The organism is Streptomyces sp. NPDC006516, assembly GCF_040611875.1.
In the GTDB taxonomy this organism is placed as follows: Bacteria; Actinomycetota; Actinomycetes; order Streptomycetales; family Streptomycetaceae; genus Streptomyces.
In genome coordinates, this window is sequence record NZ_JBEXPD010000003.1 from 195,783 (window position 1) to 213,154 (window position 17,372).

22 protein-coding genes are annotated in these 17,372 nt (G+C 69.7%); 10 read left to right on the top strand and 12 right to left on the bottom strand.

Going from position 1 to position 17,372, the window contains the following annotated elements; all coding sequences use genetic code 11:
- Positions 1-17: 17 nt before the first annotated feature.
- Positions 18-596, bottom strand: coding sequence for a TetR/AcrR family transcriptional regulator (locus ABZY45_RS12860; RefSeq protein ID WP_356739153.1), 579 nt, complete (start codon positions 594-596; stop codon positions 18-20).
- A 91-nt stretch (positions 597-687) separates the two neighbouring features.
- On the opposite strand from ABZY45_RS12860, the gene ABZY45_RS12865 reads away from it, so the two are divergent.
- Positions 688-1,134, top strand: a complete 447-nt coding sequence (locus ABZY45_RS12865) for a DUF1772 domain-containing protein (protein ID WP_356739155.1) — start codon at positions 688-690, stop codon at positions 1,132-1,134.
- Between the two features lie 244 nt (positions 1,135-1,378).
- Here ABZY45_RS12865 and ABZY45_RS12870 read toward each other — a convergent pair whose 3' ends face one another.
- The 4 genes from ABZY45_RS12870 to ABZY45_RS12885 form a co-directional block, all read right to left on the bottom strand.
- Positions 1,379-1,765 (bottom strand): hypothetical protein, encoded by a 387-nt coding sequence (locus ABZY45_RS12870; protein ID WP_356739158.1) that lies wholly within the window; start codon positions 1,763-1,765, stop codon positions 1,379-1,381.
- A gap of 118 nt (positions 1,766-1,883) precedes the next feature.
- On the bottom strand, positions 1,884-2,822 hold the full coding sequence (locus ABZY45_RS12875) for an aminoglycoside phosphotransferase family protein (RefSeq protein WP_356739160.1): 939 nt from the start codon (positions 2,820-2,822) through the stop codon (positions 1,884-1,886).
- Positions 2,823-2,919: 97 nt separating this feature from the next.
- Positions 2,920-3,279, bottom strand: a complete 360-nt coding sequence (locus tag ABZY45_RS12880; RefSeq protein WP_356739162.1) for a hypothetical protein — start codon at positions 3,277-3,279, stop codon at positions 2,920-2,922.
- 152 nt (positions 3,280-3,431) lie between these two features.
- On the bottom strand, positions 3,432-4,034 hold the full coding sequence (locus ABZY45_RS12885) for a TetR/AcrR family transcriptional regulator (RefSeq protein ID WP_356739164.1): 603 nt from the start codon (positions 4,032-4,034) through the stop codon (positions 3,432-3,434).
- A gap of 83 nt (positions 4,035-4,117) precedes the next feature.
- Here ABZY45_RS12885 and ABZY45_RS12890 point away from each other — a divergent pair, with 83 nt between their 5' ends.
- Positions 4,118-4,855 carry an SDR family oxidoreductase gene (locus tag ABZY45_RS12890; protein WP_356739166.1) on the top strand — a complete coding sequence of 246 codons (738 nt, stop codon included), beginning with the start codon at positions 4,118-4,120 and terminating at the stop codon, positions 4,853-4,855.
- 459 nt (positions 4,856-5,314) lie between these two features.
- Positions 5,315-5,986 carry an enoyl-CoA hydratase-related protein gene (locus ABZY45_RS12895; RefSeq protein WP_356739168.1) on the top strand — a complete coding sequence of 224 codons (672 nt, stop codon included), beginning with the start codon at positions 5,315-5,317 and terminating at the stop codon, positions 5,984-5,986.
- A gap of 204 nt (positions 5,987-6,190) precedes the next feature.
- Here ABZY45_RS12895 and ABZY45_RS12900 read toward each other — a convergent pair whose 3' ends face one another.
- Entirely contained in the window at positions 6,191-6,799 is a 609-nt protein-coding gene (locus tag ABZY45_RS12900; RefSeq protein ID WP_356739170.1) for a DNA starvation/stationary phase protection protein, read from the bottom strand.
- A gap of 114 nt (positions 6,800-6,913) precedes the next feature.
- On the opposite strand from ABZY45_RS12900, the gene ABZY45_RS12905 reads away from it, so the two are divergent.
- Positions 6,914-7,669 carry a DUF6193 family natural product biosynthesis protein gene (locus ABZY45_RS12905; RefSeq protein ID WP_356739172.1) on the top strand — a complete coding sequence of 252 codons (756 nt, stop codon included), beginning with the start codon at positions 6,914-6,916 and terminating at the stop codon, positions 7,667-7,669.
- A 244-nt stretch (positions 7,670-7,913) separates the two neighbouring features.
- On the opposite strand, the gene ABZY45_RS12910 is transcribed toward ABZY45_RS12905, so the two are convergent.
- On the bottom strand, positions 7,914-8,099 hold the full coding sequence (locus ABZY45_RS12910; protein WP_356739174.1) for a hypothetical protein: 186 nt from the start codon (positions 8,097-8,099) through the stop codon (positions 7,914-7,916).
- A gap of 124 nt (positions 8,100-8,223) precedes the next feature.
- Here ABZY45_RS12910 and ABZY45_RS12915 point away from each other — a divergent pair, with 124 nt between their 5' ends.
- Positions 8,224-9,108 (top strand): aldo/keto reductase, encoded by an 885-nt coding sequence (locus tag ABZY45_RS12915; protein WP_356739176.1) that lies wholly within the window; start codon positions 8,224-8,226, stop codon positions 9,106-9,108.
- A gap of 109 nt (positions 9,109-9,217) precedes the next feature.
- Entirely contained in the window at positions 9,218-9,790 is a 573-nt protein-coding gene (locus ABZY45_RS12920) for a GNAT family N-acetyltransferase (protein WP_356739179.1), read from the top strand.
- 399 nt (positions 9,791-10,189) lie between these two features.
- Here ABZY45_RS12920 and ABZY45_RS12925 read toward each other — a convergent pair whose 3' ends face one another.
- The 3 genes from ABZY45_RS12925 to ABZY45_RS12935 form a co-directional block, all read right to left on the bottom strand.
- Positions 10,190-10,684, bottom strand: coding sequence for a DUF3618 domain-containing protein (locus ABZY45_RS12925; RefSeq protein ID WP_356739181.1), 495 nt, complete (start codon positions 10,682-10,684; stop codon positions 10,190-10,192).
- A complete protein-coding gene (locus ABZY45_RS12930; RefSeq protein WP_356739183.1) occupies positions 10,681-11,094 on the bottom strand; it encodes a phage holin family protein in 414 nt (137 codons plus the stop codon). Before ABZY45_RS12930 ends, ABZY45_RS12925 begins: the two co-directional genes overlap by 4 nt.
- A gap of 160 nt (positions 11,095-11,254) precedes the next feature.
- Entirely contained in the window at positions 11,255-12,304 is a 1,050-nt protein-coding gene (locus tag ABZY45_RS12935) for a YihY/virulence factor BrkB family protein (protein WP_356739185.1), read from the bottom strand.
- Between the two features lie 383 nt (positions 12,305-12,687).
- Here ABZY45_RS12935 and ABZY45_RS12940 point away from each other — a divergent pair, with 383 nt between their 5' ends.
- The 3 genes from ABZY45_RS12940 to ABZY45_RS12950 all read left to right on the top strand — a co-directional run bounded on the left by ABZY45_RS12940 (position 12,688) and on the right by ABZY45_RS12950 (position 15,205).
- Positions 12,688-13,536 (top strand): DUF6461 domain-containing protein, encoded by an 849-nt coding sequence (locus ABZY45_RS12940; protein WP_356739685.1) that lies wholly within the window; start codon positions 12,688-12,690, stop codon positions 13,534-13,536.
- Positions 13,537-13,578: 42 nt separating this feature from the next.
- Positions 13,579-14,541 (top strand): quinone oxidoreductase, encoded by a 963-nt coding sequence (locus ABZY45_RS12945; RefSeq protein WP_356739187.1) that lies wholly within the window; start codon positions 13,579-13,581, stop codon positions 14,539-14,541.
- A 61-nt stretch (positions 14,542-14,602) separates the two neighbouring features.
- The gene (locus ABZY45_RS12950) at positions 14,603-15,205 is read left to right on the top strand and encodes a TetR/AcrR family transcriptional regulator (RefSeq protein ID WP_356739189.1); all 603 of its coding nucleotides are present in this window, start codon (positions 14,603-14,605) and stop codon (positions 15,203-15,205) included.
- Positions 15,206-15,452: 247 nt separating this feature from the next.
- On the opposite strand, the gene ABZY45_RS12955 is transcribed toward ABZY45_RS12950, so the two are convergent.
- Entirely contained in the window at positions 15,453-15,974 is a 522-nt protein-coding gene (locus ABZY45_RS12955; protein WP_356739191.1) for a hypothetical protein, read from the bottom strand.
- 197 nt (positions 15,975-16,171) lie between these two features.
- Here ABZY45_RS12955 and ABZY45_RS12960 point away from each other — a divergent pair, with 197 nt between their 5' ends.
- Positions 16,172-16,669: a hypothetical protein gene (locus ABZY45_RS12960; RefSeq protein ID WP_356739193.1), complete on the top strand. Its 498-nt coding sequence runs from the start codon at positions 16,172-16,174 to the stop codon at positions 16,667-16,669.
- Positions 16,670-16,744: 75 nt separating this feature from the next.
- On the opposite strand, the gene ABZY45_RS12965 is transcribed toward ABZY45_RS12960, so the two are convergent.
- A complete protein-coding gene (locus ABZY45_RS12965; RefSeq protein WP_356739195.1) occupies positions 16,745-16,939 on the bottom strand; it encodes a hypothetical protein in 195 nt (64 codons plus the stop codon).
- Positions 16,940-17,372 lie beyond the last annotated feature (433 nt).

A 17,372-nucleotide genomic window follows, 5' to 3' on the forward strand; every position in this document is an offset into this window, starting at 1 on the left:
AGCAGCGGGGCAGCGCGTCAAAGTAGGGCCAGCCGGTCCACCAGCAGCTCCGTCCTCCGCTCGGTGTCCTCCGGCGGCAGTCGGCCTGCCCGGGTCAGGGTCGCCAGCCCGTGGAGGGCGGCCCAGAACACTTCGGTGAACAGCCCTGGGTGGACACCGTCCCCGGCCGCCTCGCCGAGGTTCTCCAGCAGGGCGGCGAAGGCGTCCTTGAGAGGCGCCGGGGTCTCCTCGTCCGCGAACACAAGGCCACCGTCGAGCTGGAACATCGCTTCGTAGACAGCCGGGTTGCGTACCGCGAAGTCGAGGTAGGCGCGAGCCAGGGCGGTGACCCGGGCGCGCGGGCCGTCCGCCCGGGAGGCGGCGGTGCGCACCGCCGCCGCCATCTCGGCCGCGCCTCCGAGGGCGACGGCGCCGATGATCTCCCGTTTGCCGCGGAAATGGCTGTAGAGGACGGGCTGGCTGTACTCGATGCTCTCGGCCAGGCGGCGAGTGGTGACTGCCTCCCAGCCCTGCTGCTCGGCGAGTTCGCGGGCCGTCGCCACGATGAGACGTTCGCGGCCCGCCCGCTCGCGCTCCTTGCGTTCCTGTACCGACATAACTCCATCCTAGCAGCGCTAGACAATCGAGCGGCAGTAGTACTAGCGTTGAACTGTCATCTAGCGGCGCTAGATCCCAGGAGGGGTCATCATGCTCAACGCACTTGAGGTGTTCACCACCGTGGTCGTCGGTGTGATGGTGGGGGTGGAGTTCTCCGTCGCCTTCGTCATGAATCGGATCTTCAACGCACTTCCCGAGGACAGCGGCCAGCTCGGGCGCGCCCACGGGGGCCGGATGCTCGGCGCCGTGATGCCGGTCTGGTACATCAGCTCGCTCGTCCTCGTCGCGATCTGGGCCGTAGCAGGGTGGAACCACGACGGCACCGGCCTGGTCGTCACCGGTGGCGCGCTACTGATCGTCAGCGTGATCATGTCGATCCTGCTGCTCGTACCGATCAACAACCGGGGCAAGACCTGGACCCCTGACAACCGGCCCGCCGACTGGAAGCAGCAGATGAACCGCTGGGACCGCTTCCACTACGTCCGCGTCGCCGTCATCATGGCCGCCTTCGCCCTGCTGGTCGCCGCCCTCACGTGAGCAGGCGTGTCTGCATCGCGCTGGGGCGGCGCCCCGGGACGGAAGCGGACCGCCGAGTCCCGGCGTGCGGGTCACGCTCGCAACCGGGGCCCACTGCGGGGCTTCGGCGGCGGAGGCCACAGCGTGCTGTGCCTGCCTCAGTGGAAGATCGTCCGAGGGCATGCGTGGGGCACGACCGCTGAAGCGGAGTCGAGGGGTGGCCTGCGGGAGCGAACTGCTCAGTTGTTGCCCATGCCTGTAAGCGTCAGTCGTTGCCCATGCCTGTACGCGCGGGGCGCGGCAGCGGCTGCCGCCAGTCGCCCAGCGACGTGACGAGGAACTGGCGGGCGAGAGCACGGATGTCGTCCCACGCCGGATCTGTGGAGAGGGCGTCGGCCCAGAAGCCGGCACGGCAGACGGCATCCATCGTGCCGAGGCGTCGGCTGATCGTCCGCAGATCGCCGGGTGCGAGGACTCCGCGCTCGGTGAGCCCTTCTGCGACGCGGCAGAGCAGCTCCACCTCTTCGACGACGTCCTTGGTCTCCGTTTCCTGCCCGCTCAGCCACGCCAGTTGCGCCTGGCGGTCCGCTGAGAGGAGTGCCATGAGGCGCAGTGTCCAGCTGCGCAGGTGGGCGTCGCCGAGATCGTTCATACGAGCAGGATCGCACCCGCGGGTTGTTACGTCCGGAGCAATCCGGAAGGCCGGAGGGGGCCCTGTGGCGGACACCGCCGGCCGCGCTTGCCCCGACCACCGCTCCGGGTCGGCACCCTCACCCTTGACGAGGTTCGGTGAGCATGTCCCCCAGGCGGTCGGCGAAATCGGTGAGCCAGTCCCGCCGCGGTCCGCTGCGGGCGATTCGAAAACCGTGGCGCCGACCCCCGAACGATGCCTGTACGGCATGGAACTGTGCCCACCGCTGGACGCGTTCGCGGTCGAGCTCCGCGGCCTCGGAGAAGACATCCAGGACGCGGTGGGCAGCCTTGCGCAGGTCATCCGCTTCGAGGAGCCTCAGCGCGCGCGACTTCAGCAGGGTGCCGCCGTCGTACGCCGGATCACCTGCGTAACCCTTGGGATCGACGGCCAGCCACGGCTCCCGGTCGGCCCGCAGGATGTTCCGGGCGTGGAAGTCGCCGTGGACGAGCGTGTCCGGCTGGGTCCGCCCCAGCTCCTGGATGGTTGCCAGGGTGGCATCCAGTACCCGACACGACAGCCTGTGCGTCAGCTCCCGGGCGTCCTTGCAGAGCTGTTCCGCCCAGGCGTCGGCCTGCTCACACAGCCGGGGCAGGCCGGGTGGAGCGGGGACGGTGAGGCGGCGATGGAGCCGCCCGGCGACCGCCGCCACCTCGTCGCCGTCCTCGATCTCCGCAAGGGTCGCCGGCCGGGCCCGCTCCAGCAACATGGCGAACCGTTCGTCGTCGCGCTGGTGCAGCAGTACGGCGCCGCATCCGCCCCACGCGACGAGCGCATCAGGCTCGTGCACGTTGCCTGGATGCCGGAACGACACCTTCAGCACGGCATCCCCCACACCTGCCCGCCGGACCGGAACGATGATGCCGACGCCACCGTGCATGACCTCGCCATCCGGCACGCACCCCCAGCGCCCCAGCAACTCCTCGACGACATCCGGCAGCTCGGCGATCCACGCCGCTCCGGATTCCCCTTCGCGGTCGACGGTGTTCTGTGCGAACTCCTCCGGCATCGCCATCATCCCGGCACCATACGCTGCCCCGACGCCACCGAACCCGCACCGACTGCCGCTGTCCGGCGGACCGCCCACCATGAGGGGCACGAGCAGAGGCGGGGTATCAGGCAGCGGAACGGTAGACGTGCTCCTGCCCGTCGCCGTCCTCGAACTCGACGGTGAACGCCATGCTCATTTCCCGCAGAGCGGTCAGCAGCACAGCGACGCGGTCGGGATCCACGAACCCGCTGATCAGCACGGAATCGGCAGGAATCAGCTCGAACTCGGCGAACGCGCACTCGACCTCGAACTCGGTCCAGCTCGATCGGCGGACGCTCCAGCCGGCGGAGCGGAACTCCTCGGCGGCGCGCCGGGCGCAGACCGGGGAAGTGAGGGTGCCCCACATGTTGTTACCGCGATCAGCCTGTGCCAGGGCGGCGGCGTCGGGGCGAGGCCCGCTCGTCCCGCCGGAGGTGAAGTCCACGATGGCCGACCGTATCAGGCAGGGGTGTGCAAACTGCCTGTGCTCCGCCGGACATGAGCTGCCTGCGGTCGGGCGGGCGCCGGGCCGGCCCCGGCCAGGAGCTCGGCGCCGAGTCGGTGCTCGCGGGCCGGTCTGCGTCCGGTTACGCGGCGTCAGCGCCCCTCGGGCCTGGGCAGGACCGCCAGTGCGGTGTCTGCGATGTTCCGCAGCGTCTCCGGGTCCAGGCCGGCCTTGCCCACCGCTTCGATACCGCGGACCACCGTCAGCAGCAGTGCCGCCAACTGCTCCGGATCCGCGGCGCTGTCGATGTCCCCGTGACGCTGGGCGGCGCTGATCTCGGTCCGCAGCAGGGCCAGCAGCGCCGTCATGGCCTCGGCCGAGCGTCCGGCGACCGTCGGATCGTGCTGGGCCAGTTCCGCCGCGCCCTTGGCCAGCAGGCACCCGCGGCGCTCGGAGTCGGAGGCGGTGTTCTCCGCCATCAGGCGCACGTATCCCGACAGCCGGGCCAAGGCCTCCGCGTCCGGGCCGCCTGTCAGTCGTCCTTCGGCCACGTCGACGACCGCGGTGCACCAGTCGCCGAACACGCGGTGGAACAGCTTGCCCTTGTCGCCGAACGCGCCGTACAGGCTGCCCTTGCCGAGTCCGGTCGCCCGGGCGATGTCGTCCATCCGGGTTCCCGCGTACCCGGTCGCCCAGAACTGTTCCCGGGCCCGCTCCAGGACTTGGCGTTCGTCGAATGCGCGTGGTCTCGGCATGGCTCCAGCCTACCCATTCTTGACCCGATCGTCCATTACCGGCTACGTTGTGGACGATCCATTCCACAACTGAAGGGCTCGACATGCCAGGCGTGTTGCAGGACAAGGTGGCCGTGATCACCGGAGGGACCAGCGGGATCGGGCTGGCCATCGCCCGCTGCTTCGTCCGGGAGGGCGCCCGGGTCTTCGTGACCGGCCGGGATGGTGACCGCCTCGAAGCGGCAGTCGAGGAGTTGGGCCCCGCGGCCACCGGCGTACGATCCGACGTCTCGGTCCTTGCGGACCTGGACGACCTCTACGCGCGAGTCGGCCAGGAGGCCGGACGCATCGACGTACTGGTGGCCAACGCCGGAGTCGTCGCGGACGCCGCGCTCGGCGCCCACATCGAGGCGGACGTGGACCTGACGCTCGCCGTCAACGTCAAGGGGCCACTGTTCACCGTGCAGAAGGCGCTTCCGCTGCTGGCGGCGAACGCCTCCGTCCTGGTCGTCGGCTCGAGCAACAGCATGCGCCCCAACGCGCAACTCGAGGTCTACAGCGCCTCGAAGGCGGCGGTGAGCAACCTCGTGCACAACTGGGCCCGGCAGTCACGGGAACGCCGATTCCGGGTCAACGTCCTGAGTCCCGGGCCTACGCGTACCCCTGGCCTGCTGGGCGTCGCGGGGGTGGAGGCCGACCGGTTCGCCGAGGCCGTCGTACCGCTGGGAAGGCTGGCCGAAGCCGAGGAGATCGCCGAGGCCGCGCTCTTCCTGGCTTCGGACGCCTCGTCGTTCGTCACCGGCGCGGAACTCTTCGCCGACGGCGGCTACACCCGGGCCTGACGGCGGCTACACCCGGGCCTGAACGGCGGCCGGTGGTGCGCACCCCGGTTCCCTTCGAACCGATGTGGCGCACCACCGGCCGCGCATGTGCGTCGTACGAGGCCGGCGTGCCCGAAGCGGATCGCGCCATGTGCCGGCCGCGAACCCGGCGATCCGGGCGTATCCGCCAGCCTGTTCCCGTGCTGTCCGGGAGGGCTTCAGCGGATGCCGACCGATCCGGGCCTCTTGCCCGTTCCATGCCGCAACTCGTAAGTTACCGGAAGGTAGTCTGTGTGATCGACGCGTTCGATCGCCATCCTGTTCGCCCGGCTGGACGCGGTCACCGCCGAGATTCACGAGCAATGAGCTATGTGCCGGGGGAGGGGCCGGACATCGTCCGCGAACCCATGCCGCGATCACCGTCACGCGCCCGGATCCCGCCCATCGATCTCGGTGCCCACCCATTTCGAGGGAGCTCGTATGCCCACGCTCGATCGCCAGGAAAATGTCTTCGTTCTCGACCTCGGTGACGGTGAGAACCGTTTCCACCCAGACTGGGTCGCCTCCGTCGGTGCCGCGCTGGACGAGGTGGAGAAGGCGGAAGGGCCGCGGGCCCTCGTGACCGCCGCCACGGGGAAGTTCTACTCCAACGGACTCGACCTGGACTGGCTGTTCGCCCACGCCGACCAGCACCAGGACTACGTGGTATCCGTCCAGGAGCTCTTCGCCCGATTGCTGTCGCTGCCGCTGGTCACCGTCGCCGCGCTGCAGGGGCACACCTTCGCTGCCGGAGCGATGCTCTCCTTGGCTCACGATTTCCGTGTCATGCGTGCCGACCGCGGCTTCTGGTGCCTGCCCGAGGCGGACATCAACATCCCGTTCACTCCTGGCATGTCCGCCCTCATCCAGGCCCGGCTGTCTCCGCAAGCCGCCCACCGGGCCATGGTCACCGCTCATCGTTACGGAGGCGGCGAGGCCGAAGCCTCGGGCATCGTCGACCTGGCTGTCGCCGAGGACGCCGTGCGAACCGCGGCCGTGGAGCTCGCGGCGGCTCAGGTGGGCAAGGCCGGTGACACGCTCGGCACCATCAAGGCCCGCATGTACGGCCCGGCCCTGGCCCTCCTGCGCGACACGGCCTCCCCTCTGGGCTGATCCCGCCCGAGCGGGCGGGGCAGGAGAGCCGAGCCTCGGTGTCCGGCCCGCCTTGCTCTCCAGCGCGTCAGAAGCTCGCCCGGCCGGCGCAAGTCGCTGCCGCGTGGACGTGTGCCGCGGGGAGGGGCGGGCCTTCCTGCCGACGCCGGCGTCTGCGGCCCGGTGCCCGGAAGACCGCCGGTGCCCTGGGGGCACGCGTCGCGCTCACTTCTTCGCCCTGCTGGCCTTCTTCGCCGGTCGCTTGGCGGCGGTCTTGCGAGTGGGGGCCGCGGCCTGGGCGGCCTGCTTCTCGGTCGCCGTCCCCGCGGTGGAGAGGGTTCCGCCGGTGCTTTCGAGGTGTGCGCGAACGAACCACTGGAACTGTTCCAGGGAGCGAAGGTGCTCGACGAGTAGGTCTTCGGTGACGGGATCGATCGAGCCGGCCTTGGCGGCCGCTGACCGGTGATCCTCGATGACACCGGTGTACACGAGGTCCAGGGCGCCGAGGTGGGCGATGGCATCGGCGCGGCCGATGCTGTAGTCCTCCCAGGTGCGTTCGGCCACCAGTACGCCGGGGGTGCCCTGCGGCACACCACCGAGCGCCGAGATGCGCTCCGCGGTGCCGTCAGCCATCTCCCTCACTGCTGCGGTCTGCGGATCCAGCATCTCGTGCACAGCGATGAAGTGGGGCCCCACCACGTTCCAGTGGATGTGCTTCAGGGTGAGCGCGAGATCGTTGAGGGCGTGCAGCCGGGAGCTCAGGAGTGTGACGAGTTGCTGGCCGTTCTTGGTGGTGAGACCGGGGACTGTGTAGAGAGGGGTGGGGGCTGGCATGACGCTCCTTTTGTCAGGATTTCCGCAGTTCCTCTGCCCCTTTCTGCCGGATCCGTAACACGGGTGGGGCGTTCGTGCTCACGGTGAACCACTCGGGCGGCACAATCAGGGCTCATGCCCACGCCACCTGTCGCCTGCTCCGCCCTGTATCCGGATGTCACGGCTCGCGGCAGCCTCGCCGCGGCGCTCCGAGCCGAGGCGAATGGCCGTCTCGACGCCGTGCCTGTCATGTCCCCGGGTGTGGATCCGTTGCTCCGTGCGATCGTCCCGAGCGGGCTTCTGCACCGTGAGGAACTGGAGATCACCGGTTGGTCCCGCGAACGTCGGTGGTCGGTCCGCGGGGCGGACTCGTTCCAGGGCCTCGCCCTCATCGACGGTGAGACCCACGACCTGGCCGCAGTCGCCAGAGCTTCCGGGGCGTGGCACGACGGGGCGTCACTGGAGGACATTCGCCGGGTGGCCCCCTTCGTGCACCTGACCGGACGGTTCGACGTACCCGACAACGATCCCGAGCGACTCGCGCGATCCGAGTGGCAGCACCTGCGCCAGGAAGCCGCAGAGCGGGAAGAGGCGGCCGGGCCGGCGAACCACCGGGCACTCGTCGAAGCGGCATACGCCGAACCGGCCCTGCGCGCCCTCTACCCGTTCACGAGCCACTGGGTCCTGCGCTTCGCGACCAGCACCCGGCCACGGCTGACCGCGGCCGGAGTGTCCGTGTCCGCGACGAGCGACGGCATGTACGGGGTCGGCACCGGGGGCGTGGGTGACGACCTCGGCCGGTTCGCCACAGCGCGGGAAGCAGTGCGAACGGCCGTACTCACGCTCCCGGTCGGCCTCGGTCCCGTCACGCTCGGCACCCTCGACGAATGACCGGAGCGCACTACGAGTGGCGGGCTCGCCGGCCCGCCGCGGGCCGACTGCCCGGAAAGTGGGGGAGTGGCGTGAGTGCGTCCCTCACGCCGGCGGGAGGCTGAGTCCGGCGGCCACGGCGTCGAGCACCTCCAGGCCGGTCGTGAAGGAGGTCTCGGCGTCCGTGCCGCCGTGCACGGCTTCGGACAGCGCGGGAAAGCGGCTCGTGGACAGGAGGGCGCATGGAGAGGTTCTCCTCGTGTTCTCAGTCGGTGGCGGTCGGGACGACGGCTCCGGTGCCGGCCCAGCTGGCGAGGAGGCCGAGGGCCTCCTCGCCGCCGCCGGCCACCAGGCCGTGGCCGTCGACGTGCGGGGAGGTACTGAAGGTGCTGGTACGTCCCTGAGCGGGGAACCTGAAACCGGCGGGGACGCCGTCGCGGCCGCCGGTCACCCTCACCGACGCCGCGGCACGCGGGCGCGACTCGGAGCAGGGCCGCCGTACTGGTCGCCCTGGCCACCGCGGCCGTCCTGCCGTCGTGCTCGTCACCGAACACCCACATCGAAAGGTCCTGCTGATGCAGACGCTCACCCTCAACAACGGCGTCCAGATGCCCGCCCTCGGACTCGGCGTCTTCCAGACCCCGCCGGACGAGACCAGGGAAGCGGTCACCGCCGCCCTCGACCTCGGCTACCGGCACATCGACACCGCAGCGGCCTACGGCAACGAGCGCGAGGTCGGCCGCGCCATCCGCGACTCCCAGGTCCCCCGCGAGGACATCTTCGTCGAGACCAAGATCTGGATCAGCGACTTCGGTTACGAGGAGACGCTCCACGGTTTCGACAAGAGCGCGGCCAAGCTCGGCGTAGACCAGATCGACCTGCTGATCCTCCACCAGGCCCTGCCCTCGGAGTTCGAGAAGACCCTCGCCGCCTACCGAGCCCTGGAGAAGCTCCTGGCCGATGGCAAGGTTCGCGCCATCGGTGTCAGCAACTTCATGGTCGACCACCTGACCGCACTGCTCGACGCCACCTCCGTCGTCCCGGCGGTCAACCAACTGGAGATCCACCCCTACTTCCAGCAGCGCGGCGTCCTCGACTTCGACGACAAGCACCACATCCTCAACCAGGCGTGGTCCCCCATCGGGGGGATCACGTTCTACCCGGGTTACGGAGAGCACCGCAAGAGCGTCCTGAAGGACCCTGCCGTCACGGCCATCGCCGAAACGCACGGCAAGAGCCCCGCGCAGGTCCTGCTGCGCTGGGGACTCCAGCAGGGGCGCTCCGTGATTCCCAAGTCCACCAAGCGCGCCCGTATCGCCGAGAACCTCGACGTGTTCGACTTCGAACTCGCCGACGGCGAGCTCACCGCTCTGGACGCGCTGGAGACCGGCCGCCGCGGCGGCCCCGAACCCGAGAACGTCACCCTCGCCGACTACGGCCGCGCCATCCCCGAAGCCTGAGCCGACCGATCGTCGACGTGAGCATCGTCTTCCGCGCGGCCGCCCTCGGTGAGTAGGCCGCCCGGGGCCGAGCGGTGCCACGGTGGGCACGTCGTGACATCGTGGAGTCATGCCCATCGAGGTTCGCCCCGCTTCGGCCTTCGAGGACGTCCGTACGCTGGTCGGTCCGAAGTCCCCCGGAGCCAACGTGTGCTGGTGCCTGAGCTACCGCATCGCATCCACACTCAACAACAAGCTCCGCGGGCCGGCCCGCGGGGAGTACGTCGCCGAGCTGTGCCGGGCGGAGCCTTCGCCCGGGGTTCTCGCTTACGACGACGACGTGCCGGTCGGCTGGGCCGCTGTCGCGCCGCGCTCGGACACCTCCTTCGCACGCAGCCGCAGGATCCCGCACGTCGATGACCTGCCGGTCTGGTCCCTGTGGTGCATCCGCGTGCGCCCTGGTCATCGCAGGAAGGGGATCTCGCACGCGCTGATCGCCGGTGCGGTCGAGTTCGCCCGTGCCCACGGCGCCCCGGCGGTCGAGGCGTACCCGCTCGACAGCGGTGATGCCAAGGTCGACACGACGATGGCGTACGCCGGGATCAGGAAGAACTTCGAGCGCGCCGGGTTCGTCCACGCCGCCGACACCACCTCGGTACTGGCCGGCCACCCTCGAGTGCTGATGCGGCTCGACCTGCGCTGACACATCGCCCGGGCCTGATACCGCCGGGGGGCCTCCGTGGAGCGGTCGACCTGGCGGAAGCTCCCGGTCGCCTCCGAATCCTGCCGTGAGTGGGGATGGAGAGGCCGCTCCGGAGGCGAGTTCATCCGACGGGAGCTGACCTGTCTCGTGGCGGTACATTCAGCGCTCGCCACGGACCGGCTGCCCGGCAGCTGGCAGGCGAAGCAGCCCTCACCCTGGACTGACGCGGATGTCGGGACGGCGCGCCGTGGACGCTCTGTGCAGCCCAGTTCATGTTGTCCGCCCCGCACGCGGAGCCTGGCCGACGTGGATCCACCGCCCTCGCCTGTGGTCTCCCGCCCGGGCCCCGGCACGACGAAGCGCCCCGGGCCGACCGGCCCGAGGCGCTCCTGGACGATTTCACCGTGCGCGTCCGCGGCGTATCAGCAGCAAGGTGATGAGAAGTGCGCCGCCCGCGAGGAGCGGGGTGCGGTTGGCACGCGCGGCCGACGCGGCCTGGCCCACCTTCTCCCGCAGCGGGTCAGGCGTCTTGGCCGCCACGTACTGTCCTGCCTGGGCCGCGCTCTCCCGTACCTGTGCGGCGGCCTGCGCCGTCTTCTCCAGCACGGCGTCGGGGGTCTTGTCCTGCACCAACTGTGCCGCCTGCCCCGTCTTCTCGCGGATCTGGTCGGAGGCCGACGCCGCCTTGGCCGCAGCCTGCTCCTTCACGGCGGCGGTCTTCTCCGCGGCCTGTGCCTTCGCCGCGGCGGTCTTCTCCTTCGCCTGCGCCTTGATGTCGGCCTTGGCGGCCAGCGCCTCGACGGTCTGCCCGAGTTCGTCGCGCGTCTGCTCGACCTGCGCGCGCAGCTCCTCAGGAGTGGGGGTGCCCATCTTGTTCTGCGATTCGTCGTTCATCGGTGTGCCTTCTCCTTGATTTCGGCCAGATCGGCCTTGACGCTGTCGATGGTCTGTTCGGGAGCGGGTGCGCCGGCCCGCGCGATCTGTTTCTTCCCGGCCAGGGCGGCCACGGCAGCAGTCACCGCCAGCACGGCAGTGACGATCAGCGCCGCCGCCCACAGGGGCAGGGCCAGCGCGAGCGCGGCGATGCAGGTCGCCACCAGAGCCTGGGCCGCGAGGATGCCGACGAGACCGGCGACGCCGAACAAGCCACCGCCCTTCCCGTAACGCTTGCCCTTCTGCGTCATCTCCGAACGTGCCAGCTGCATCTCCTCGCGGACCAGCTCCGAGATCTGCTGCGAGGCGCGCGAAACCAGCGCGCCCACCTGCTCGCCGTCGGCGCGAGGCTGCTGCTCTGCTGTGCTCATGATGAGGTCACCTTGCCTTCCTCAATCGGTCCGAATCGTCAGGGGCGGACTCCTCACGTGGCAGTCGGCCGCGGCGAGGAACCTTCATCGGGATGTGTACGCCGTTGTCGCCCGGCTACCCGGCAACCGCGTCCGCATCCGTCCCACGGCGAGAAGCCGCTCACTGCTTCATGCGGCGACGGTCGCCGACGCTCCAGGCGCGGGTGTCGCGGGGCTCCACGTACGGCTCCTCGTCCTCGGGCAATCCGCCCGCGATCGCGCGCTGCCGCACCATCTCCGCATCGAACTCCAGGCCCAGGAGGATCGCCAGGTTGGTGATCCAGAGCCACACCAGAAAGACGATCACGCCGGCGAGGGTGCCGTACGTCTTGTTGTATGCGGCGAAGTTGGCGACGTAGAAGGCGAAACCGGCCGAGGCGAGCATCCAGATCACCAGGGCCAGGAAGCTGCCCGGGGTCACCCACCTGAACCCGCGGCCCTTGGCGTTCGGAGCGGCCCAGTAGAGGACCGCGATCATGACGGTGACCAGGAGGACGAGAACCGGCCACTTCGCGATCGACCACAGGGTCAGGGCGGCGTCCCCGACCCCCAGAACGGTGCCCGCCTGTTGTGCCAGGCCGCCCGAGAAGACCACGATGAGTGCGCTGGCACACGCCAGGACCATCAGCGTCACGGTCAGGGCCAAGCGCAGCGGCAGGATCTTCCACACCGGCCGGCCCTCGGGCATCTCGTAGACGACGTTCGAGATGCGGATGAAGGCTGCGACGTACCCGGAAGCCGACCACACCGCGACGGCCAGACCCGCGAGCGCCATGAACGACCCGACGCCCGAGTTGCCCTGGAGCTGCTCCACCGCGTCACTGATCACGTCCCGGGCGGAGCTGGGCGTCAGCTTCCGCAAGTTCCGCAGGACCTGCTTGGTGGCCGACTCGCCGGCGATGCCCAGCAGCGAGACCAGAACCAGCAGGGCGGGGAACAGCGCCAGCACCCCGTAGTAGGTCAGCGTGGCGGCCCGGTCCGGGAGTTCGTCGTCCTTGAACTCCTTCAGCGTGCCGCGCAGCACTGCGGTCCAGGACCGCCGGGGCAGCGCGGTCGGCTGGTCCGGTGCCCGCTCCTCGACCTGCTCATCGGGGCCCACTCCGGTAGCCGGCTCGGTGGCGCCGGAATTGCGATCGCTGCCGGGTCGTCCCGGCTTCGGTGTGTCTGCCATACCCAGCGGGTTTCCACCGCGGCGCCACTCATGTCCGCGCGGGGCATCCCAGAAGCCCGCCGCCACTTGCGGGACCGCGACGCCGTGCCGCCTGTCCTGCCGTAGGTGACGCCCCACCCGGTCCACGCGGTCCCTTCGCGGGTGGTCCTGGCGGTGCCCGGCGACGGGACCGCTCAGAGCGACGGTCGCTTCGAACTGCGCCGAAGGCTGATGCTGCTGCCACTGCCCCGTCCCATCAGGCAGCATGAGCCTGGCCTGCTGCGCTCTGCCCACTGCCCTCTGCGTGCACGGCCGGGACAGTGCGGCATACCCGACGAGAAGGACGGCGGCAGGACATGACGGAAGGCGCGGCCATGGACTCGCTCCGCTGGGCGGTGGCCTGGATGTGCGTCACCTTCACCCGCGGCCTGAGCGCCGAGGAGGTCTTCGCCCGGTACGGGGCCGATCCGTCCGAGGCGGCGGTGCTCGACTGGGAGGCGGCGGCCTCGGATCTGCCCGCCGGTGATCCCCGCGACGGGACAGCCGCGTTGCTGAGAGCCGGGCGGATCGGTGAATGGGCCTTCTGCGTCGAGGAGGAAGGGGGCCTCGGCTTCGGGGAGGAATCGCTCGCGGAGTTGTCCCGGGGCACCGAGACGTACAGCGTGGCGACGACCGAGGGGATCGACGTCTTCCAGTACTGGCGCGACGGCGAGTGCGTCGAGTACTTCGAGCCAGGCATGGAGTACACCCGGTCCGAACCCTTCGGCCCTTGGTGGGACCAAGTGCAAGCGGTGCTCGTGGCGCACGAGGGCGGAGACGCCGGGATGGCGCCCGTGGTGGCTCGTTCTCGACCACCTCGGTATCACCCTGGACGACGCCACCCTCGCGATGCCCTGGCCCAGCCTGACACTTACCGAGGACGACGCACCGCCGCCGACACGGGGCGACACCTACGCGGGCGAGGGACCTCTCCCGCCCGGCTGTGTCATACAGTCACCGACGCTGACGCGGCCGAGCTGATCCGCGGTGACTCTCCGATCCCGACCAGGCCACGGCTCAGTCCGCGATCCTGCGGCACCTGGACCGACGAGCCGCCGCTCTCTGCCGTAGCCCCGCCCACGAAGCCTGGGCCGTTTCGATGGCCCAGGTCACTGCCCGCCACCCGCCCCTCGCCCGGCGTCGCAGGAGTGGTCGCTGCTCGCCGCAGCGGAGTTTGGACTTGCTGGTCCATTTTTGGCTGCTTAACGTGCTGAGTGTTTCCCCTGGGCTGCGAGCCCGTACAGGAAGGTGCGCTCATGCATGCGATCCGTATCGAGGAGCACGGCGGCCCTGACGTCATGCGCTGGACCGAACTGCCCGATCCGACTCCCGGGCCTGGCGAAGTGCTGGTGCGCCTGGGCGCCGCCGGCGTGAATTACATGGATGTCGGCGCCCGCGCCGAAGGGGGCGGCGGCTGGGCAGCCCCGGCGGTCCTCGGCGTCGAAGGCATGGGATATGTCGCCGGTCTCGGCGAAGAGGTTCGCGACTTCGCCGTCGGTGACCGGGTGGCCTGGTTCTACCATCCCGGCAGCTACGCCGAGTTGCTCGCCGTCCCGGCTCACTCGCTGGTCAGGGTGCCCGATGCCATCGACGACGAGACGGCCGCCGCAGTGATGATGCAGGGCTTGACCGCCAGCCACCTGAGCACCGAGACCTATCCGGCCGGTCCGGGTGACACGGCCGTGGTGCACGCCGCGGCGGGCGGCGTCGGCCGGCTGCTCACCCAGATGATCAAGGCACGCGGCGGAAACGTCATCGGGCTGGTCTCCCGTCAGGACAAGGCGGCCGTCGCGAAGGAGGCCGGCACCGACCACGTCCTGGTCCACACCGGTGGCGGCTTCGAGAAGCGGATCCGGGAGCTGACCGGGGGGCGCGGCGCCGACGTGGTCTACGACGGTGGCGGTGCGGACACCTTCGTCTCCTCCCAGCTCGCCCTGCGCCCGCACGGCGTGCACGCCTATTACGGCCCTTTCATGGGTGTCCCGACCCTGAGGCCTACGGATCTGCCCAAAAGCATCCTGCTGACCTATCCCGTCGTACATCACCACGTCCCCACCCGTGATGCGCTGGTGCGACGGACCGGCGAGGTGTTCGACCTGCTCATGGACGGGCGGCTCACCCCGCTGGTCACCGGCCGCTACCCGCTCGCCGACGCGGCCCGCGCCCACACCGACCTCGAATCGCGCCGCACCACAGGGAAACTGCTGCTGTTGCCCTGACTGCCCCGCCCACCGCAGCGACCCTTGACGGGTCACCTACGACCCCGCACCAGGAGGACCCGTGCCGTTGACCCGCAAGGGCGCCGCAACCAGGCGTCGCATTGTCGAGGGCGCCGCCGAGCACATTCGCGAACAGGGAGTGTTCGCGGTGAGGCTTGAGGACGTCATGGCCCGCACGGCGACCAGCAAGAGCCAGCTCTTCCACTACTTCCCCGGTGGAAAGGACGACCTGCTGCTGGCCGTGGCCCGGCACGAAGCGGACCGAGTGATCGAGGACCAGCAGCCGGAGCTCGGCTCCCTCACGTCCTGGGAAGCCTGGGAGCGGTGGCGCGAGAAGGTCCTCGCGCGCTACCGCACCCAAGGCAGCGACTGCCCTCTGCACACCGCTCTCGCCCAGATCGGCGGGGCTACGGAGGGCACCGAGGCCGTCGCCCGCGAACTGCTCGACCGGTGGCAGCGGCACCTTGCCGAGGGAATCCGTCACCTGCAGGCGGAGGGCGGTACCACCCCTGGACTGGACGCCGACCGTGAGGCAGCGGCGCTGCTGGCCGGTATCCAGGGTGGCGTGCTGATCCTCATGATCACCGGTGCTTCCACCCACCTGGAGGCCGCCCTCGACGCGGGCATCGCTCGTCTGCGTGCCGCAGGTTGCCCGGCCCGATGACCGGTCCCGACAGCCACGCGCGAATTGCCCTCCGCTCCTTCGGCCTCGGCCGAAGCGGAGGTGCGTAGAGCGAGTGCCTCCTCCAGGAGGCCGCTCCACCGGCCTGACCTGCGCGACGCCGGACGCGACCTCGTCCGCGGAACGGCGTGACCGCTGACATCACAGAAGTTGTGCCAGAACCTGAGAACGCGAGGCATCGGAAATTCCGCCCTCGTTGAGCCACGGTGATTGGCCCGTTGCTCCGCGGTCACGGCCCTTCCGCCAGCCGCCGGACCGTTCGCCAGCGTGGTGCCTCGTCGTCCGGGACATCCGGCGAAGCGAAGTGAAACGGCACGCCAAGATGGCCGGCCAGTGCCCGGCCTGCCTTGGCGGCGGCCACGCCGGGCGGAGAGCCGTCCGGGCGGTGGTAGACGGTCGCCAGGTGGCACTCCCCGTCTGGGGAATCCAGGACCGCGACCAGGAGCACGAACCAGTCGTGCACGGTATCGCCGTCCCAAAACGCCTCCACCGCCGCCACACGGCCCGGGAGGGCTGCGGCGCGCGCTGCGAGGGACGGAAGGTCGAGCGGATCCGGCGGTGTGCGCTGCACCCGTTCGCCGAGGGCCTGGTATCGCGCGTGGACCACCCGCTCGGCCTCGTGCAGGCCTACCCCCAGCGGACGCAATGCCTCCCAGACGGACCTGACCGCGGGCAACCGACGATCCCGCAGCACGGCGGCGTCCACCTCCCGGCAGGTCTGTTCCTCCAGGAAGACCCACCAGCCACTCACAGGGCCACCAGCCGGGTTTTCAGGGCCTGCATCATAGGCCCGAAGGTACGTCAGGGCCCGGATCCCGACCCGACCGCCCCTTGGTGTTGTCGCATTTCGGGTTCTGGTCCAACTTCTGTGGATCTCACGCTCTGTAGCCTGCGGGACTGGATGGCCCCTCGTGGCTCCTTGACGGGTCCGGTTGAGATCATGCCGGTATGGACTTCGACCTCGCCCCACCGACCGGCGTTGGCCCGTTGCGGATCGGTATGACTCGACACGCGGCCAGTACGGCGCTGGACTCGCTCCGCGATCTCTCTGCGATCTCGGAGTCTGATCGGCCGGGGCAGCACATCTTCCGTCCCAGTGGGCTGATGATCAGCATCCACTGCGTGCGCGAGATGCTTGAAGCCACCGAGTTGGGAAGGCCGTCGTCCCAGACGGACCGAGTCCTGTTCCGGAGTGTGGACGTGTTCGGGCTTCCAGCTCGCGAGGTTGTCCGGCGCGTCGGGGAGTTCACCTCGATCGACGAAGATCCTGACGACGATGCTTCATTCATCGCCCCGGACTTGCTGTTGAGCTTCTGGCGTCCGTTCGCAGCGGACGATGAGCCGGAAGAACAACAGGGCTACTACTTCAGCTCGGTCCTGCTTGCACGGCCCGGCTACTACGACACCCCTGCGCAGGGTGCGGAGCGGCTCCAGCAGAGCTCGTGACGGCCCGTCAGGATGCCGGCAGGACTCGTTTCCGCAATGAGGCGACCCCGGCCCGGCCGTACATCTGGCGTCTGATCATTTGATCCTGTTGACGTGGCCTTCGACGATGCCGGAGCGGCAGGGCAGTGCCAGGCCGGCGGTGACAGCCGCGAGATCCCGTTCGAGGCTGTTGACGAAGGTGTGGAGGCTGGGCAGGTCGTCAGAGCGGACCGCCGTGATCCATTGCGGGAGCTGGTCACCCTGAAGCTGGGCGAGCATCTTCCCGTACACGCGGACGTACCTGGTGAGGGCATTGAGTGCAGGGCGGCAATCGAGAACGGATTTGAGTTTCAGGCGCTCGCTGCTCCGGCAGGGTGCCGGGGTGCGTCAGGATCCAGCCGGTGACCATGCGTGAGGACGCCGGACGGGCCGCGGGTACGGTCGGGGATGTGCGGAACGGCTGGAGGTGGGCACGGACGACTCCGTAGCCGCCGGTGTATCCGTGAGTCTTGATCTCTTCCCGCCGGGTCCAGGCGTTCGCGCAGCCCTCAGCCCTCAGCCCTCAGCCCTCAGCCCTTCGGCCGGGCAGGTAGGGCTTGAAGTCGTCGAGCAGGGTCCTGCGGTTCTGCCACTGTCTCTGGAACAGGTCTTCCGGACTCGCGGCGTCGGCCGGCGACGGCTCCCACGACGGGCGGGAGGTCGCGGAGCAGCCGTGGCTGAGTAC

Bases quoted from the DNA above. Each gene is read 5' to 3' on its own strand.
- ABZY45_RS12860 (WP_356739153.1), bottom strand. From the start codon at position 596: ATGTCGGTACAGGAACGCAAGGAGCGCGAGCGGGCGGGCCGCGAACGT.
- ABZY45_RS12865 (WP_356739155.1), top strand. From the start codon at position 688: ATGCTCAACGCACTTGAGGTGTTCACCACCGTGGTCGTCGGTGTGATG.
- ABZY45_RS12870 (WP_356739158.1), bottom strand. From the start codon at position 1,765: ATGAACGATCTCGGCGACGCCCACCTGCGCAGCTGGACACTGCGCCTC.
- ABZY45_RS12875 (WP_356739160.1), bottom strand. From the start codon at position 2,822: ATGATGGCGATGCCGGAGGAGTTCGCACAGAACACCGTCGACCGCGAA.
- ABZY45_RS12885 (WP_356739164.1), bottom strand. From the start codon at position 4,034: ATGCCGAGACCACGCGCATTCGACGAACGCCAAGTCCTGGAGCGGGCC.
- ABZY45_RS12890 (WP_356739166.1), top strand. From the start codon at position 4,118: ATGCCAGGCGTGTTGCAGGACAAGGTGGCCGTGATCACCGGAGGGACC.
- ABZY45_RS12895 (WP_356739168.1), top strand. From the start codon at position 5,315: ATGCCCACGCTCGATCGCCAGGAAAATGTCTTCGTTCTCGACCTCGGT.
- ABZY45_RS12900 (WP_356739170.1), bottom strand. From the start codon at position 6,799: ATGCCAGCCCCCACCCCTCTCTACACAGTCCCCGGTCTCACCACCAAG.
- ABZY45_RS12905 (WP_356739172.1), top strand. From the start codon at position 6,914: ATGCCCACGCCACCTGTCGCCTGCTCCGCCCTGTATCCGGATGTCACG.
- ABZY45_RS12915 (WP_356739176.1), top strand. From the start codon at position 8,224: ATGCAGACGCTCACCCTCAACAACGGCGTCCAGATGCCCGCCCTCGGA.
- ABZY45_RS12920 (WP_356739179.1), top strand. From the start codon at position 9,218: ATGCCCATCGAGGTTCGCCCCGCTTCGGCCTTCGAGGACGTCCGTACG.
- ABZY45_RS12925 (WP_356739181.1), bottom strand. From the start codon at position 10,684: ATGAACGACGAATCGCAGAACAAGATGGGCACCCCCACTCCTGAGGAG.
- ABZY45_RS12930 (WP_356739183.1), bottom strand. From the start codon at position 11,094: ATGAGCACAGCAGAGCAGCAGCCTCGCGCCGACGGCGAGCAGGTGGGC.
- ABZY45_RS12935 (WP_356739185.1), bottom strand. From the start codon at position 12,304: ATGGCAGACACACCGAAGCCGGGACGACCCGGCAGCGATCGCAATTCC.
- ABZY45_RS12940 (WP_356739685.1), top strand. From the start codon at position 12,688: ATGTGCGTCACCTTCACCCGCGGCCTGAGCGCCGAGGAGGTCTTCGCC.
- ABZY45_RS12945 (WP_356739187.1), top strand. From the start codon at position 13,579: ATGCATGCGATCCGTATCGAGGAGCACGGCGGCCCTGACGTCATGCGC.
- ABZY45_RS12960 (WP_356739193.1), top strand. From the start codon at position 16,172: ATGGACTTCGACCTCGCCCCACCGACCGGCGTTGGCCCGTTGCGGATC.